Source organism: Lentzea cavernae (assembly GCF_014653695.1).
In the GTDB taxonomy this organism is placed as follows: domain Bacteria; phylum Actinomycetota; class Actinomycetes; order Mycobacteriales; family Pseudonocardiaceae; genus Lentzea; species Lentzea cavernae.
In genome coordinates, this window is sequence record NZ_BNAR01000010.1 from 75,172 (window position 1) to 91,028 (window position 15,857).

Annotated in this window: 14 protein-coding genes; 10 read left to right on the forward strand and 4 right to left on the reverse strand. The window is 70.8% G+C overall.

Going from position 1 to position 15,857, the window contains the following annotated elements:
* Nucleotide 1 precedes the first annotated feature (1 nt).
* Complete coding sequence (locus tag IE307_RS29345; RefSeq protein ID WP_191302623.1) at nucleotides 2–1,144, forward strand: cysteine desulfurase-like protein; 1,143 nt, start codon at nucleotides 2–4, stop codon at nucleotides 1,142–1,144.
* Here the strand turns inward: IE307_RS29345 and IE307_RS29350 are convergent.
* Nucleotides 1,137–2,750 (reverse strand): hypothetical protein, encoded by a 1,614-nt coding sequence (locus IE307_RS29350; RefSeq protein WP_191302624.1) that lies wholly within the window; start codon nucleotides 2,748–2,750, stop codon nucleotides 1,137–1,139. The two genes, IE307_RS29345 and IE307_RS29350, sit on opposite strands and share 8 nt — an antisense overlap.
* A gap of 83 nt (nucleotides 2,751–2,833) precedes the next feature.
* On the opposite strand from IE307_RS29350, the gene IE307_RS29355 reads away from it, so the two are divergent.
* Entirely contained in the window at nucleotides 2,834–3,019 is a 186-nt protein-coding gene (locus tag IE307_RS29355) for a hypothetical protein (protein ID WP_191302625.1), read from the forward strand.
* Complete coding sequence (locus IE307_RS29360) at nucleotides 3,006–3,926, forward strand: YihY/virulence factor BrkB family protein (RefSeq protein ID WP_191302626.1); 921 nt, start codon at nucleotides 3,006–3,008, stop codon at nucleotides 3,924–3,926. The genes IE307_RS29355 and IE307_RS29360 overlap by 14 nt, the downstream gene beginning before the upstream one ends.
* Here the strand turns inward: IE307_RS29360 and IE307_RS29365 are convergent.
* The gene (locus IE307_RS29365; protein WP_191302627.1) at nucleotides 3,897–4,283 is read right to left on the reverse strand and encodes a hypothetical protein; all 387 of its coding nucleotides are present in this window, start codon (nucleotides 4,281–4,283) and stop codon (nucleotides 3,897–3,899) included. The two genes, IE307_RS29360 and IE307_RS29365, sit on opposite strands and share 30 nt — an antisense overlap.
* A gap of 29 nt (nucleotides 4,284–4,312) precedes the next feature.
* Here IE307_RS29365 and IE307_RS29370 point away from each other — a divergent pair, with 29 nt between their 5' ends.
* Both IE307_RS29370 and IE307_RS29375 read left to right on the forward strand, forming a co-directional pair.
* Nucleotides 4,313–5,062 (forward strand): GNAT family N-acetyltransferase, encoded by a 750-nt coding sequence (locus tag IE307_RS29370; RefSeq protein WP_229905188.1) that lies wholly within the window; start codon nucleotides 4,313–4,315, stop codon nucleotides 5,060–5,062.
* A gap of 49 nt (nucleotides 5,063–5,111) precedes the next feature.
* The gene (locus IE307_RS29375; protein WP_191302628.1) at nucleotides 5,112–5,870 is read left to right on the forward strand and encodes an EI24 domain-containing protein; all 759 of its coding nucleotides are present in this window, start codon (nucleotides 5,112–5,114) and stop codon (nucleotides 5,868–5,870) included.
* On the opposite strand, the gene IE307_RS29380 is transcribed toward IE307_RS29375, so the two are convergent.
* A complete protein-coding gene (locus tag IE307_RS29380; RefSeq protein WP_191302629.1) occupies nucleotides 5,860–7,812 on the reverse strand; it encodes a beta-propeller domain-containing protein in 1,953 nt (650 codons plus the stop codon). The genes IE307_RS29375 and IE307_RS29380 overlap by 11 nt on opposite strands.
* Nucleotides 7,813–7,865: 53 nt before the next feature.
* On the reverse strand, nucleotides 7,866–8,672 hold the full coding sequence (locus IE307_RS29385; RefSeq protein WP_191302630.1) for a S1 family peptidase: 807 nt from the start codon (nucleotides 8,670–8,672) through the stop codon (nucleotides 7,866–7,868).
* A gap of 170 nt (nucleotides 8,673–8,842) precedes the next feature.
* Here IE307_RS29385 and IE307_RS29390 point away from each other — a divergent pair, with 170 nt between their 5' ends.
* The 5 genes from IE307_RS29390 (at nucleotide 8,843) to IE307_RS29410 (ending at nucleotide 15,764) form a co-directional block, all read left to right on the forward strand.
* The gene (locus IE307_RS29390; protein WP_191302631.1) at nucleotides 8,843–9,217 is read left to right on the forward strand and encodes an FKBP-type peptidyl-prolyl cis-trans isomerase; all 375 of its coding nucleotides are present in this window, start codon (nucleotides 8,843–8,845) and stop codon (nucleotides 9,215–9,217) included.
* Between the two features lie 149 nt (nucleotides 9,218–9,366).
* A complete protein-coding gene (locus tag IE307_RS29395; RefSeq protein ID WP_191302632.1) occupies nucleotides 9,367–9,897 on the forward strand; it encodes a YbaB/EbfC family nucleoid-associated protein in 531 nt (176 codons plus the stop codon).
* Between the two features lie 35 nt (nucleotides 9,898–9,932).
* The gene (locus IE307_RS29400; protein WP_191302633.1) at nucleotides 9,933–10,241 is read left to right on the forward strand and encodes a type VII secretion target; all 309 of its coding nucleotides are present in this window, start codon (nucleotides 9,933–9,935) and stop codon (nucleotides 10,239–10,241) included.
* A complete protein-coding gene (locus IE307_RS29405) occupies nucleotides 10,241–14,896 on the forward strand; it encodes a DUF8616 domain-containing protein (protein WP_191302634.1) in 4,656 nt (1,551 codons plus the stop codon). Before IE307_RS29400 ends, IE307_RS29405 begins: the two co-directional genes overlap by 1 nt.
* A gap of 7 nt (nucleotides 14,897–14,903) precedes the next feature.
* Nucleotides 14,904–15,764: an immunity 49 family protein gene (locus IE307_RS29410; RefSeq protein WP_191302635.1), complete on the forward strand. Its 861-nt coding sequence runs from the start codon at nucleotides 14,904–14,906 to the stop codon at nucleotides 15,762–15,764.
* The last annotated feature ends 93 nt before the right edge of the window (nucleotides 15,765–15,857 follow it).

Genomic DNA, 15,857 nt, shown 5'->3' on the forward strand with positions numbered 1-15,857 from the left:
CATGGTCTACGACGTCGCTGCGGTCCGCGCCCACTTCCCCGCGTTGCGCGAGGGAGCCGCGCACTTCGACGGGCCCGGCGGCGCGCAGGTGCCCGACGTCGTCGCGGACGCCGTCAGGGAGACGATGATCTCGGCGGTCTCGAACCGCGGCAGCGTCACGGCCTCCGAACGCCGGGCCGAGGAGATCGTGCGGACCGCACGGCGCACCATGGCGGAGTTCCTCAACGCCGGCAGCATCGTGTTCGGGCGCAGCATGACCCAGCTGACCTACGACTTCGCTCGCACGCTGTCGAAGAACTGGCGGCCGGGCGACGAGATCATCGTGACCAGGATCGACCACGACGCCAACATCAGGCCGTGGGTGCAGGCGGCCGAGGCGGCACGCGCCACCGTGCGATGGGCGTCGTTCGACCGCACGACCGGCGAGCTGCCCGTCGAGTCGGTGACGAAGCTGCTGTCCGACCGCACGCGCGTCGTCGCGATCACGGCCGCGTCGAACCTGCTCGGCACGCGCCCGAACGTCGCGGAGATCGCCAGGGCCGCCCACGAGATGGCGGCGTTCGTCTACGTCGACGGCGTGCACTACACACCGCACGTGCCGGTCGACGTGGAGGCGTTGGACGCCGATTTCTTCGTGTGCTCGCCGTACAAGTTCCTCGGCCCGCACCTGGGCGTGCTGGCTTCGGCTCCGGAGCTGCTGGAGACGTTGCGGCCGGACAAGCTGCTGCCGTCGAGCAACGCCGTGCCGGAGCGGTTCGAGCTGGGCACGCTGCCCTACGAGTTGCTGGCCGGGACGACCGCCGCCGTCGAGTTCATGCGGTCGCTCGAGGGTCTGGAGGAGTACGAGCTGGGCCTGCGCGAGAAGATGGAGACCGGTCTCAAGGAGCTCGGTGTGCGCGTCTACAGCAAAGCCGTGTCGCGCACGCCGACCGTGCTGTTCTCCGTCGACGGCCTGGATCCGGCCGAGGTCTACCGCCGGCTCGGGGCCGAGGGTGTGAACGCGCCCGCCGGGCACTTCTACGCGCTGGAGTGCTCGCGGTGGCTGGGCCTGGGCGACAAGGGAGCCGTGCGGGCGGGCATCGGGCCGTACACCGACGAGTCCGATGTGGACCGCCTGCTCCAGGCGGTGGCGAAGCTCAGATGAACAGGACCAGCGCGGCGTAGGCCGCCGCGGCGAGGACGGTGACGTTGAGCCTGCGGGTCACGCGTTCGCCGGGGTGCTCGGCGATCAACGAGCGGGCGCGGGCCCACATCACCTTCTCGCCCGCCTCCCCGTCCGGCAGGTGCGGTGTCGTCAGGACGTCGCCGTGCGGGCCGAACGCGAGCATGAGCTGGGGGCCGGAACGGCGCACACCGTGCAGTTGCGCCCACGGCACCCGGTAGGTGAAGACGCCGGTGTAGAGCACGACCGAGTTGTGGTCGAGGCGCAGCATCGGCTGGAACCGCGTCACCGCCGACAGCACGCACTGCACGCCGATCAGCGCGAGCACGATGAAGTTCGGGTAGTACTTCAGCGCGATCAAGGCGCCGATGGCGCCGAGCAGCAGCGCCACGCCCTCGACGCGCCGCCGGTCACCCGGCCAGATCGCGTGCGGCAGGTCGACCGGCTTGCCGGCGGTGACCGGCTCGCCCGGCAGGTGTGCACTGTGGACGGTGTGGCGCGGGCGCACCCGGTTCAGCGTGCTGGTGGCCACCACCTCGCCCTCGACCAGCAACGCCACCTGGCCACCGTGGTGCCACTCTCCCGCGACGAGCACCTCGGCCGGGTCGAGCTGCAGCGGCGGGTCCTCCTCGCCGCGCCACACCCGGCCGAACTCCTCGGTGTCGTGGTAGAGCGGCTCCTCCAGCCCGAGATCGGCCAGCGTGGTGACCGTGGCGAGGTCCTTCTTGCCGTAGCGCAACAGGATCCGGCGCGGCCCGATCTGGTGCGCGCGCACCCTGATCGCCTTCACCGGGACCGTCCACAACGCACGGCGGCGGCGTTCCCGCGCGGCCAGCATGATCGCGAAGAACACGGCGGCGCCCCCGATGGTCAGCCACCACGTGACGTCCTCCGGCTCGTTGGCCATCTGCACCCACGTTCCGTCCGCGAGCACCGGCACGTCGTCCCCGACCCGGTAGGTCTCCGGCGCGAGCGGCTGGAACGCGGCGCGCTGCCGGTCGGGCAGCTCCACCCACACCTCGTAGGTGTCCTTGACCTCGACGACCTCGGCCTCGACGCGGCTGGCGTTCGCGATGTGCTGCTCGATGGCGTCGTTGGTGAGGCTGTACTGCACGAACGTCAGGAACCCGAAGACGACCAGCAGCACGGCTACGACGCGCAGCACTCCGCGTTGCGGCGGGAGCCCCGGCAACGAGATGAGCGCCGCGCCTGCTTCCTCGTGCTGGTCCGCGCGGGACCTGATCGTCCACACCGCCACCAACGCGCACGCGGCGGCGTGCAGCCCGAACGCCACGTTGGCCACCGCGCTGCCGTCGAGCGCGATGTCCACCGCGCCGAACAGGGCGCCCATCGCGCAGCCGGTGAGCACGCGGCCGAACACCAGCAGCAACGGCGTGGCCAGCAACGGCACCACGGCGAGGGAGAACAACGGGTCCGGCAGGCACGGTTGCGCGGCCGTGCACGGGGTCTCGCCGGCGCTCGCGGCGAAGTAGAAAGCGACGAGCCACCCACCGACGAGTCCGACCTTGGTCACCCACCACGGAACCGCCGCTGCCTGCCAGCGCTGGACGTCCACGGGACCGATCATGGCACGTTCATTGCTCCGAACGGCCCGGTTCCCCCGTGAACAAGTGGGTATCCGCACCTCACCTAACACGGAGGTGGACACAAATGCTGGCCATCATCGCCGCAGTCTCGTTCGGCTTAGCGCTGATCCTGGACCTGGCCAAGGCAGCGCTCGGTGACGTGATCACCGTGAACACGCTGGTCGTGCTCGGGCTGTTGCTGCTCGCGCTGCACCTCGCCGGTGTCGGCACGGGCACCCGTTCGTTCAGCTGGCGCCGTGCCCGCAGGTAAGGACGTCGAAAGCCCCACCAGGCTGCCGAAAGGGGCCTGGTGGGGCGTCCTCAAGCGGACGGTCAAGGAGTTCAACGACGACAACCTGACGGACTGGGCGGCCGCGCTCACCTACTACGCGGTGCTGTCGCTGTTCCCCGGGATCATCGTGCTGACGTCCGTGCTCGCGCTGCTGGGCGAGACGACGACGCAGGAGCTGATCAAGTACGTCGACGAGGTCGCGCCCGGCCAGGCCGGCGACCTGGTGAAGTCGTCCATCGAGGAGCTGCAGAAGAGCCAGAACGCCGCCAGCCTGCTCGGCGTCATCGGTCTGCTGACCGCGCTCTGGACCGCGTCGGGCTACCTCGGAGCGTTCATGCGCGCGTGCAACGCGGTCTACGACGTCGAGGAAGGCCGTCCGTTCTGGAAGACGGTGCCGATCCGGCTCGGGCTGACGCTCGGTTCGGTGGTGCTGATCTCGCTCACGCTCGGCGCGCTGGTGCTGACCGGCGGGGTCGCGGACGCCGTGGGCAACGCGATCGGGCTCGGCGACACCGTCGTCGCGGTGTGGGACGTCGCGAAGTACCCGGTCATCCTGCTGCTCGTGAGCCTCGCGTTCGCGGTGCTCTACTGGGCCGCCCCGAACGTGAAGCAGCCCGGCTTCCGCTGGGTCTCGCCCGGCAGCCTGCTCGCGATCGTGCTCTGGGCGCTCGCGACCGTCGGTTTCGCGATCTACGTCGCGAACTTCGCCTCGTACAACAAGACCTACGGCTCGCTCGGTGGTGTGATCGTCTTCCTCGTGTGGCTGTGGATCTCGAACATCGCCATCCTGCTCGGCGCCGAGTTCGACGCGGAACTGGAGCGCGGCAGGAGGCTCGAGAAGGGTGAGAAGGACCCGTCACCCGAGCCGCGTGATCTCCCCGGGTAGTTCGGCCTCGACCGCCGTCCAGACCCCGTCCGGCCCCGCCTCGACGCGCTCGCTCGTGTCGCCGGGGACGAGCACCCACAGCTGGTCCACCTCGGACAACCACACGACTCCGATGCCGTCGGCACGGGAACTCGTCGCGTACTCGTAGGACTTGCGGAACACGTCACCGCCGTCGCGGTCGGTGACGCGCACCTCGCTGCCGTTCTCCGCGTGCGCGACGAAGTTCCCGCTCGGCGACTCCCTGGGCTCGCCCGGCCGGACGAACCTGTCCTCGCGACCGCCCCCGCACCCGGACAGGACCAGGAGGAGGGCGACGAGCGCCGCCACGGTCCCGCTGCGGGAAATGCGGTGCGTCATGGCGCCCAAGGTAGCTAGCGTGACCGTCCGTGTGGGACGTTCTCGAAAGCTTTTACGACTCCGTGCCCCGACCGGGATCCCGAGTCGAGGACCACGGCGAGCTGGTGCTGTTCGTCCAGGCGGGCGACGGCTACCCGTTCTACGCGCGGCCCCGGTTCCCCGGCGGCCGCCCGACCGCGGACGACGTCCTGCGGGTGCGTGCCCGGCAGCGCGAACTCGAGGTGCCCGAGGCGTTCGAATGGGTCCACGAGACGACGCCGGACCTGCTCGGCATCGCTGCCGAAGCCGGCTTGGAGGTGCTCCAAGCACCGTTGATGGTCCTCGACCCGGAGAAGCTGCCCGAACCGCACCCGCACGTGCGCGTGCTCGACACGCGGACCGCCGAGGTGACGGTGGTGGCGCAGCTGGCGTTCTCGTCTCCGGGCACGGCGAGGGGCGAGGTCGGTGCCGCGGAACGGGACGCGGCGCTCGCGGAGGCCGCCCCGATGGGCGGACGGCACCGGTACGCGGTGGCCGACGTGCCCGGTGAGGGCGTGCTGGCGTCCGGCACCGCGCAACGGGCGGGCGACGTCGTGGAGATCGCGGGCATCGGCACGTTGCCGGCGGCCCGCAGGCGCGGGCTCGGTGGCGCGGTGACGGCCGAGCTGGCCAGGGACGCCCTGGCCCGGGGCGCGGAGCTGGTGTTCCTGTCGGCGGGCAGCGCGGAGATCGCGAAGGTCTACGAGCGCGTCGGGTTCCGCCGCGTCGGAACGGCCTGCATCGCGGCCCCTCCCGGGTAGTTCCCGCGGTTCGCCGCGATCCGGGGCGTGCACCGACTATCCTGCGGCCGTGATCAAGGACTTCGGTGCCGGTGTCGGTCTGCTGCTGCGTGGGTTCAGCCTGGTGTTCAGCTCGCCCAAGCGCGTGCTGATGGGGGCGTTGCCCGCGGTCATCACGGCCGTCCTGATGCTCACCGGCTGGGTGCTGCTGTTCACCAACATCGACGCGGTCGCCGGGTGGCTCACCGGGTTCGCGGACTCGTGGAGCGACGGCTGGCGCAAGGCCGTGGAGATCGCCGTCGGGATCTCGGTGATCGCGGCCGGGCTCGGTCTGAGCGTGCTGCTGTTCACCGCGATCACGCTGATGATCGGCGGCCCGTTCTACGAGTACATCTCCGAAGAGGTCGAGGACGAGCTCGGCGGTGTGCCGGACGCGGAGCAGATCGGCTGGTGGCGCGGGTTCGTGGTGGGGCTGCGCAGCACGCTGCTGCTGGTCGGCACGTCGATCCTGTTCGCGATCCCCCTGTTCTTCTGCGGCTTCATCCCCGTGATCGGGCAGACGGTCGTGCCCGTGCTGGCCGTGTGCGTCAACGGCTACCTGCTCGGCATCGAGCTCACCGGCATCCCGTTCACGCGCCGCGGCCGGTCGTTCAAGCAGCGCAGGCAGATCCTCGCGACGCGCCGCGGCCTGGTGCTCGGCCTCGCCGTCCCCACCTACCTGCTGTGCCTGGTCCCGCTGGCCGCGCTGATCGTCATCCCGGCGGCGATGGCAGGCGGTACGGTGCTGGCGCACCGCCTGCTCAACGGAGACCGCGCACCTATTGCGTGAACGGCAGCCAGGCCTGCTGCGCGAGACCGTTGCGCGCGTTGACCTGCACGCCCGCGTTCGAGATCGACCACAGCTGGTCGCCGATCACGATCGTCCGCCTGGGACCGCCGTAGTTGTTCGCGCTGAACGGTTCGACGATCTTGCCGCCGTCGCGCAGCTGGTTCCCCTCGACCCGCAGCACGAGCGACGAGACCTCGTAGTTCGTCTTGTGGGTCGACACAGGCACGACGAGCGTCCCGTCCTGCGGCCAGAAGAGGAACGCGTGCGGGTCGAACTGGGCCTCGGAGCTGGAGCCCGGCAGGTGGTACTGCGCAAGTCGCTGCGGTGACGAGGGATTCGCCACGTCGAACAACGACACCTGCGTGCCGGTCGTCCTGCCCTGCTCCGTGGCCTCCTGGCCGACGCCGATCAGCTTCCCGTCACCGGCGGGGTGCAGGTAGGCGGAGAACCCGGTGATCTTCAGCTCGCCGGTCACCCTGGGCTGCCTGGGGTCGTTGAGGTCCAGCGTGTAGAGCGGGTCGGTCTGGCGGAACGTGACGACGTACCCCATCTTGCCGATGAACCGGACGCTGTAGATCCGCTCGCCCTTGCCCAGACCGCCGACCTGACCGACCTTCGCCAGCTGGCCGCCGTCGCGGCGCAACGTCGTGACGAAGCTCTCCGAAGGCGGCCGCGGTGGCTGCACGTCCGCGGGCATCCGCCAGCAGCAACGGCTTTCCGTGCCGGTCGTGGTGGCGACGCGCAGGACGCCGTCGTGCTCGGACAACGAGTACTGGTTCAGCAACGTGCCGTTGACCTCGCCGGACGCGACGTGCTTCGGCGGGCCCGCCTGGCTGATGTCGAACTGGTGGATCGCCGTGCTGGTCGGGCGCTGGACCGGTGGCCTGGACGGGAGTTCCGGCAGCAGGCGGTGGTCGTCGGCGACGTAGAGGCTGCGGTCGGTGCCGTAGACGGTGTCGCCGTCGGCCACGATCGAGACCGGCTGCCCGGTGCCGAGCTGACCGGAGAGGTCGAACGTCAGCACCGTCAGCATCGACGTCCCCGAGTGCACGACGGGGTGGCTGACGTTCGCGCAGTCGACCAGGGTCCCGCTGGACTTGGCGCCGTTCTCGGTGAGCTCGTAGCGCGGCAGCCACGACGAGATGGGCTCGTTCTGCAGGATCTCCTTGTTGCGGCGCAACGATCCCGCGTCGTTGGTCGTCTGGTCCGGGTACACCCACGGCAGGCGTGGCTGCGAACGGACGACGACCCGCGCGGTGCCGCCGATCTGGCGGGCGTCGAGGTAGAAGCCGTCGGTCTTGAGGCTGCTGATCTCCTTGAGCGCCTTGAGGTCCACGAGGACCAGCTCGGTGCCGGACTCGGGCGCGTACGACGGGCGGTCGGGCGGCATCGTCGGCTTCATCATCGGCACGGGGCCCTCGGTGACCACCAGCGCGCGGTCTCCCGAGACCAGGAGCTGGCTCGCGCGGCGCTCGCCGAGGTCGACGGTGCCCGTGACGGTCCTGCTCGCGACGTCGATCAGCCGCACCTTGCCGTCGGCGATGGAGACGACGCGCTTTCCGTCCGTCTTCACGACGTCGGGCTCGTCGACGCCCTTCTCGTGGACGTTCGTCGTCGAGTGCTCCTGCTGCTGCTCGGGCGGGGTAGCGCTGTTCCTCGAGTCGGGCGTGGCCTTCTGCGCGACGCCCGCGCTCGAGTCGGTCGCCGAGCTCTCCATGGTGAACACGGTGGGGGCGCCCAGTCCGTACGCGGTGACGTACGGGGCCATGGCGCGGCGCAGTTCGGCCACTGCGCCGTCGCACGAGTCGAACGCGACGAGACGCACCGGCCCGTGATCTGCGATCGGTGGTGGTGCGGGAGATTCGTCCCGCACCGCGGAGCTCACGCACACTCCGGCGACGGCCAGCACGGCGGTGCCGGCCAACAGCTTCTTGCCGTTCATGGTGTGAGGACGTAAGTGGGGCCGGAAAGGGTTGCCCCTTCCCGGCCGTCGCACTACAGCTGTGCCTGGATCTGCGCCGCGTAGGTGGAGACGCGGGAGTAGACGCCGGGGTAACCGGCGGCCGCGCACCCCTCGCCCCACGACGTGATGCCGATCAGCTTGCCGCCGGCCACGAGCGGGCCGCCGGAGTCGCCCTGGCAGGTGTCGGTGCCGCCCTGGGCGTACCCGGCGCACACCATGTGGGTCGCGTTGAAGTCGCTGCCGTACGAGCTCGAGCAGCTGGAGCTGCTGGTCAGCGGCACGGTGGCCGTGAGCAGGTAGCGCGAGGCCGAACCACCGGAGGACGTGGTGCCCCAGCCGAGGATCCTCGAGCTGGTGCCCGCGGCGTAGAGCCCGCTGTCCGCCGACGTGGCGAACGGGATGGGCGTCTGCGACAGGTTGCGGTCGAGCGTGAGCACCGAGACGTCGTAGCCGCGGGTCACGTCGCGGTAGCTCGGGTGGATCCAGATCCTCGTGACGCGGGCGACGGTGCCGGCGGTGGAGTTCTTGTCGTCGCGACCCGCCACGACCCGCACGGCCGACGCGGCGTCGCCCACGGTGCAGTGCGCGGCGGTGACGACCTTGTTGGGAGCGACGAGAGTGCCGCCGCAGTACTGGAAGCCGCTGCTGGTGGCCAGGTAGACGACCCAGGGGTAGGTGGACGTGCTCGCGCGCGTGCCACCCACGATCTGGGTGCCGAACTCGCCGTCGGCGGTCGGGGCAGGAGCTGCTTCGGCCACGCTGACGCAGGCCATGGACAGCGTTGCCGCCGCCAGTGCCGCGCCGAGCAGTGACCGGAGGCGGTGCAGGGTTGCCGCCATGATCGTCTCCTTCTTCTGTTGTGTCCCTCCGGCTGCAGGGCCGGTGGTGATTAAAGAAAGACATGAGTTCTCGTGGGCCGGGTAGGGCTGGTCCGCGTAGGCCATTCGGCCGCGCCGGTCCTCGCGTGATTGGATCGACCGCGAACACCCCCGTTCGAGAGGAAGTTGTGATGGCCCCCACGAAGCCTGAGGTCGACCCGCACGACGGCCCGGCGCCCGCCGACCTGCTGATCGAGGACATCACCGTCGGCGACGGTGCGGAGGCCACGGCCGGGCAGTTCGTGTCCGTGCACTACGTCGGTGTCGCGCACTCGTCCGGCGAGCAGTTCGACGCGTCCTGGGACCGCGGCGAGGCGTTCCAGTTCCCGCTCGGCGGCGGCCGCGTCATCGCGGGCTGGGACCAGGGCGTGCAGGGCATGAAGGTCGGCGGCCGGCGCAAGCTGGTCATCCCGCCGCACCTGGGCTACGGCGCCCGCGGTGCCGGTGGCGCGATCAAGCCCAACGAGACGCTGATCTTCGTCGTCGACCTGCTCGGCGTGAACTAGATCCCGTGTGAACGACCCCGCGGCGTCCCACTGGTCCGTTCAGTGGGACGCCGCTCGTCTTTCCGGCCGATTTGACCCGAGGGTGGAACGAGATCGGATCCGGCTGCGTCATCCTTTGAGTCCGCCGCCGCTTCAGGAGGGAACCACCGGTGCCCGAGGACATCGCCGGGTCCGAGCAGATGCTCGCGAACTGGAACCAGAACATCCAGGAACGCGCCGCCCGCTATCAGGAGATGGCGACGCGCGTCCAGGGGATGACGATCTCCGAGCGGTCTCAGGACGGCTCGATCGAGATCCTGGTCGGGTCCAACGGGATCCTGCAGAACCTCGTGATCAACGAGTCCGCCTCCGGCAAGCGCATGGCCGAGGTCAGCGGCGAGATCATGAAGCTCCTGCAGCGCGCGCAGTCGCGCATTCCCGAGCTGTTGCAGGAAGCCATGGCCGAGACGATCGGCACGCAGGACGAGACGGCCAACGTGCTGTTCAACGAGGCCAAGAAGAACTTCCCGGCACCTCCCGCGGAGGAGCCGACGCGCACGCCGTACGACCGCAACGAGATCAACTTCCGGGTGGACGACGACGCACCGCCACCCGCACGCCCGACGCCACCGCCTCCCCCGCGCCGCCGGCCGCCGTCAGACGATGACGACGACTTCGGCGGGGAGTCCGTGCTCTCCTGATCTTTCTGTCCGCTGCTCGAACTTGAGGGGGTTCGATGACTTCCGGTGGTTTCCACGTCACCTCCGACGTGCTGGAAGCGCACGCCAAGGCCTTGGAGGGCCTGCACGGGCGTTTGCAGGGAGCAGTGGACGCGGCGAACACCGTGTCGATGCCGACTGACGCGTACGGGATCATCTGCCAGCCGTTCCGGATGCTGCTCGACCCGGTCGAGCAGTGGGGCCTGGACGCGCTGAAGGGCGCGGCGGAGGCCATGGACGCCACCGCCAAGAAGGTCACCGACACCGCCAAGCACTACCAAGAGGTCGAGGACCAGATCACCCGCACCCTCAAGGGCGGTGCCTGATGTCCTCGCCGAACCCGTTGGTGGCGCAGGCTCCCGCCGAGCCGTCCGGTTTCTTCAACGCGGGCACCGGTGACAACGGCTGGGCCACCGGCTTCTCGATCGCCGACTCGGCCGTCGACGCGTACAAGGGCATCTCCGAGGGCAGCTGGATCGAGGGCGGCCTCGGTGTCGTCGGCCTGGTCGCCGACGCCGCCTCGATGGCGATCGACCCGTTCGGCACCCTGCTGTCCTCCGCGGCGTCGTTCCTGATGGAGCACATGCAGCCGCTCAAGGAGGCGCTGGACTGGCTGGCTGGCGACCCGCCGGTGATCCAGTCGTACTCCACGACGTGGGGCAACGTCTCGGCGGAGCTCGGCAAGATCGCCGGGGACTACAAGGCCGCCGTCGACGGCACCGGCGAGTGGACCGGCTCCGCGGCCGACTCCTACCGCAAGGCCGCCGGCGAGCAGCTCGACGCGTTGTCCGGCGCCGCGTCCACGGCGGGTTCGGTCGGCACCGTGGTCGGCGTGATGGGCATGGTCGTCGGGTTCGTGCGCGAGATGGTCCGCGACCTGATCGCCGACCTCGTCGCGAAGCTGATCACCTGGGTGCTGGAGGCCGTGTTCACCCTGGGTTTCGGCACGCCGGTGATCGTGGCGCAGGCCGTGACCGCGATCTCCAAGTGGGCCACGCGCATCGGTGAGCTGATCCAGAAGCTCATCAAGACCATCAAGAAGGTCTCGCCGCTGCTGGGCCGTCTGGTCGAGATCTTCACGAAGATCATGAAGGTCGTCGGCAAGCTGGTCGGCAAGGTCACCGGCCTCGACGTCATCTCCACGAAGTCCATCAAGCCCGGCGGCCTGTTCCACTCCACCGACGCCCCGGACCTGTCCCCCTCCGGCGGTCGCGGCACACCCTCGTCCTCCTCGCCCGACGGCTCACCTTCGTCCACTCCGGACAGCTCGCCGTCGTCGAACTCCCCGAACTCCCCGAACTCCCCGTCGTCGCCTTCCTCACCGTCCTCTCCGGACACTTCGCCTTCCTCACCGTCCTCTCCGGACACTTCGCCTTCCTCACCGTCGTCGCCGGGTTCGCCTTCTTCGCCAGGTTCGCCGTCGTCTCCCTCGGCACCGGACGCGCCTTCGCGGGCCCCGGACAGCTCGTCGCCGTCGTCGGCGTCCCCGCCCTCGGCACCGTCACCCTCGCGCGCGCCCGACAGCCCGTCGAGCCCGGACGCCCCGTCGCGCACCCCGGACAGCTCCGCCCCCGACTCCCCGTCCCGCGCGCCCGACAACGCCTCGGCACCGTCGGCCCCGCGCACACCGGACGGCTCGTCGTCCCCAGGCGGGTCAGCACCATCGGGCCCGAGCGCGCCACCGCACGCCCCGTCGTCCACTCCGGACGCCCCGGCTCCCCGCAACACCGGCCAGACCGTCCAGTCCTCCGTGGCACCCCCCGAGGCCCCGCCACGCATGGACACCCCGCAGGCCCCCGCCGCACCCCGCACCCCCGACGGCTCCCCGTCGGTCCCGTCCCAGGCAGGCCCGATGGGCGGCGGCGCCCCGAACGCCGGCGGCAACGCCCCCTCGTCCCCCGCGGGCGGCCGTCCCCCGGCAGGTGGCCAGGCCTGGACCGGCACCCCCGGCAGCCGCGGCGACCTCGGCTCCGGCGCCCCAGCCCCACGCACCCCCGACGCCTCGACCTCAGCGGCCAGGGCAGACGCCCCCGCCCGCCCGTCCATGCCGTCGTCCCCCTCGATGCCTTCCTCCCCATCGATGCCGTCGTCGCCATCGATGCCTTCGGGAGGCGCACCCTCAGGCGGCATGCCTCACGCCCCCTCAGCGGGCGCTCCGCACAGCCCCTCCACCGGCGCCCCGAACGCGGGCCGCCCCGACGCGACTCCCCCGAGCCGCGCCACCACCCCCTCGGCGGCAGCACCACACGCCCCTTCCACGCCATCGGCGCACACCCCGTCCTCAGGGCCCCCGCACGCGCCCTCGGCAGGCACGCCGAACGCCCCTCGCGGCGACGCCCCGATGCGCCCGCAGCCGTCGGCCCCTCACAGCCCGAACGTCCCCCAGGCCCGCACGGACGCCCCCAGCGCACCGTCATCACGCCCGGACGCACCCCAGGGCCGCCCCACCACCCCGAACACGCCTCCGTCCGGCCCCCACGGCGGACCCTCGCGCCCAGACGGACCACACGGCACCACCACGCCGTCCTCCCGTCCCGACGCCCCCCACAACGGCCCGTTCGCACCCTCACACCCGAACGCGCCCCACAGCCCGAACGCCCCGCACGGTGGCCCCAACTCACCGCACGCCCCCAACGGGCCGCACAGCCCCAACGCACCACACAACCCGAACGCGCCCCAAGGACCCAACGGACCCCGCGGCGGCCCCAACGGGCCTCACGGCCCCAACACGCCCCACAGCCCGAACGCCCCGCACGGTGGCCCCAACTCACCGTCCCGTCCGGACGCGCCGCACCGCCCCGACAGCCCGTCCCGCCCGGACGGCAACGGCCCCGGCAACCGTCCCGACGGCTCACGTCCTGACGGATCCCGCCCAGATGGCAGCCGCCCCGACGGCACCCGCCCTGACGGCACCCGTCCCGACGGATCGCGGCCTGACGGATCGCGGCCTGACGGTTCCCGCCCCGACGGCACCAGGCCCGATGGCACCAGGCCCGATGGCACCAGGCCCGATGGCAGCCGTCCCGACGGATCGCGGCCTGATGGCACCCGGCCCGACGGCACCCGCCCCGACGGATCGCGACCCCATACCCCGGACGGCCCCCGTCACCGCGGCACCGACACCGCCGAAGCCCCCCACCGCGCCCCGGACAGCACCCGCCCGGAAGCCGCCACCCCGCACCGCCCCGACGCCGACGCACCCCGCCGCCCCGACGCCGACACGCCCCACGGCCCGGACGCCGACAGGCCGCACGACGCCACCCCGGACCACTCCCCCGACAAGCCCCACGACGGCACCCCGGACAAGCCGCACGACGGCGACCCGGACAGCCCCAACAACCAGGACGCCCCTCCCGCGGACCGCCCGTCCCCCGAGGAAGCCCACCAGCGGCACGCCGAGACCACCCCGGCCGGCATCTCGCACCACGGCGGCGACCGGGACATGGGCGACCTGCCGCACCGGGTCCCCAACGACCCGCGGTACTTCACCGCGGACGTCCACGTCACGCCAGACGGCCGGGCCCGCATCGGCGGTCACGACTACACGCCGAGGGAGTACGCGGACATGCTCCGCCGCTCCGGTTACGACGGCAGCAGGCCCGTGCGCCTGATCGGGTGCGACGCGGCCAGCAACGACTTCGCGCGGCAGTTGTCCCGGCACCTCGACGCGCCCGTCCTGGCCCCCACCAAGCCGGCGTGGACCGACGCCAACGGCCGCGTCTTCACGAGCGACCCCGAGATCCTCCCCGACGGCACCCGCCAGCCGCGGATCCCCCCGAACGGCGAGTGGGAGACCCACCACCCGGACGGGTCGTCCCACAGGACCGGGGACGACGGGTTCGCGCCCGGTACGTCGGACAAGGACAGGGACCTCGACCCCAGCGACGCCAGGGACCGCGGCGACGACCCCAACGGCAAGCGCCACATCGATCCCGCGCCCGTGGAGATCGAGACGCGCAACCCCAAGGCGTCCATGGAGGAGAAGGTCAACGATCCGGACTACCGGAAGAAGTACTACCTCGACGAGGACGCCCAGGGACGGACCCCTCGCAAGGAACAGATGATCACCGACGCCAACGGCGACCCGGTGCCGCCGGTGCGCAAGCAGGGCGACGAGTACGTGCTGTCCGAGGACCAGACGCCGATCCCGCCGGACTTCCACAAGGACAAGGTGGACACCTCCCGCGGCGACGACGTCGACCCGGAGCTCCGGCGCGAGAACCAGGACCTGGTCGACGAACGCCGGACGGAGAACCAGAACCAGAGGGACGCCGAGGACAAGTCGCCCGAGGAGAAGGCCGCTCAGGCGCGTCTCACCAAGATCGGCGAGGAGCTCGGCGACCGCGCGGGCATGCACTCGACGCCCGAGATCTACCCCGGTCCGCCGCCGCCGTCGCGCGTTGACCCCGGTCTGCCCGGCAGCGGCCGGTTCGACCAGGTGTGGGAGACCGGCGACGGCAGGCTCGTCGTGGTCGAGGCGAAGGGCCCGAGCGCCCAGCTCGGCAACGCGCTCAACGGCGACAACGTGCTCGTCAAGCAGGGTCACGACACGTACTTCGAGAAGATCGCCGAGGAGATGCGCGACCGCGAGCTCTCCCCCAAGGCGGAGAAGACCATGCGCGCCGACCTCGAGGCCAAGGGTCTGAGCAAGACCGAGGTGGACGCGAAGGTCGACGAGCTGAAGGCCGCCTACCTGCGGGAGAACGAGCTCGGCGAACGTCTGCTGACGGCCAGCCGGGACCCGAACCACCCCGGTGTCGAGTACGTTGTGACGCAGGCCAAGGTCAAGGAGATGGGTCTCGACGACTACCTCCAGAAGCACCACGCGGACGACGTCAAGGACCTGTCGCCGGCCGAGCTCGACGCCTACAAGCGGGAGCACGGTTACAACGACAAGTACCCGGACGGGCGCGTCGACGTCTACGACGGCTACGAGACGAAGCACTTCAAGATGAAGTGGCAGACGGAAACCGAGGAGTGAGCACCAGGTGGTCGAGGTCAGCCGACACGAGGTCGATCCGGACTGGTCCGCCAAGCAGCTGAAAAAGATCGAGCGGCGGATCGCGGAGACGATCGACTCCCTCGCGAACGTCCGCACGATCGCGCTGAGCGGGTTGATGAGGGACGCGCTCAGCCACCTCGGTCACCGGTGCGCGGTCGACCCGATGGGCAGCAACGGCGACACCTGGGACAGCCTCTGCTTCGCCGCGGAGGTCGGTGCCGCGATCTACGCCGTCGCGACGGCCGAGGAAGGCGCGACGGTCGAGATCACCTTGCAGGGCAAGCAGATCCCGGTCACCGCGACGGGCCCCGTGTACTTCGCGTCCGGCGGCACCTGGCTCACCGCGAACTACCTGGCGGCCGTCGCCAGGGACGTCGCGAAGACCCAGCAGCTCAGCGAGGTGCCCGTCGAGGTGCTGCGCGCGTCGGGCAGCGAGGAGCCGGACTACGTCTTCCTCATGGTCGACATGTTCCAGAAGTTCAACCTCCAGCAGCCCGGTGTGCACGAAGCCCTGAACGCGGCGCTGAAGGCCACCGCCCCGGACGAGGTCGACCCGGTGAATCGCGAGCACGTGCGCGTCACCGCGTTCCCGCAGCTGAACCTGTTCCACAACATCGTCAACGCCGGCCGCGAGCAGCAGTTCAACCAGGCGCTCGCGGAGTCGCTGGAGCTGTACCGGGAGCTCTGGTCCACCGACGAGAACGAGGAGTCCCCGAACGGGTTCGTCGCCGTCGGCCCCCTGGGGCTGACGAGCGTGGCGCACGACGCGGGCATCCCGATCGAGGTCACGTCGGAGTACCTGCCCCCGTACCTGTACAACGGTTCCTGGACGAGCGAAGGCCTCTGAGCACGGCGCCGGTACCTGCTCGAACGCCCCGGAGCAGCTGGAACCGGACCGCCTGACACCCACTCAGAGTTGTGTGAACGGCGCGGGGGACGT

What these genes read in the sequence shown, in the direction of transcription:
- IE307_RS29345 (WP_191302623.1), top strand. Translation starts at nt 2, where the DNA reads ATGGTCTACGACGTCGCTGCGGTCCGCGCCCACTTCCCCGCGTTGCGC.
- IE307_RS29350 (WP_191302624.1), bottom strand. Translation starts at nt 2,750, where the DNA reads ATGATCGGTCCCGTGGACGTCCAGCGCTGGCAGGCAGCGGCGGTTCCG.
- IE307_RS29355 (WP_191302625.1), top strand. Translation starts at nt 2,834, where the DNA reads ATGCTGGCCATCATCGCCGCAGTCTCGTTCGGCTTAGCGCTGATCCTG.
- IE307_RS29365 (WP_191302627.1), bottom strand. Translation starts at nt 4,283, where the DNA reads ATGACGCACCGCATTTCCCGCAGCGGGACCGTGGCGGCGCTCGTCGCC.
- IE307_RS29380 (WP_191302629.1), bottom strand. Translation starts at nt 7,812, where the DNA reads ATGAACGGCAAGAAGCTGTTGGCCGGCACCGCCGTGCTGGCCGTCGCC.
- IE307_RS29385 (WP_191302630.1), bottom strand. Translation starts at nt 8,672, where the DNA reads ATGGCGGCAACCCTGCACCGCCTCCGGTCACTGCTCGGCGCGGCACTG.
- IE307_RS29390 (WP_191302631.1), top strand. Translation starts at nt 8,843, where the DNA reads ATGGCCCCCACGAAGCCTGAGGTCGACCCGCACGACGGCCCGGCGCCC.
- IE307_RS29400 (WP_191302633.1), top strand. Translation starts at nt 9,933, where the DNA reads ATGACTTCCGGTGGTTTCCACGTCACCTCCGACGTGCTGGAAGCGCAC.
- IE307_RS29405 (WP_191302634.1), top strand. Translation starts at nt 10,241, where the DNA reads ATGTCCTCGCCGAACCCGTTGGTGGCGCAGGCTCCCGCCGAGCCGTCC.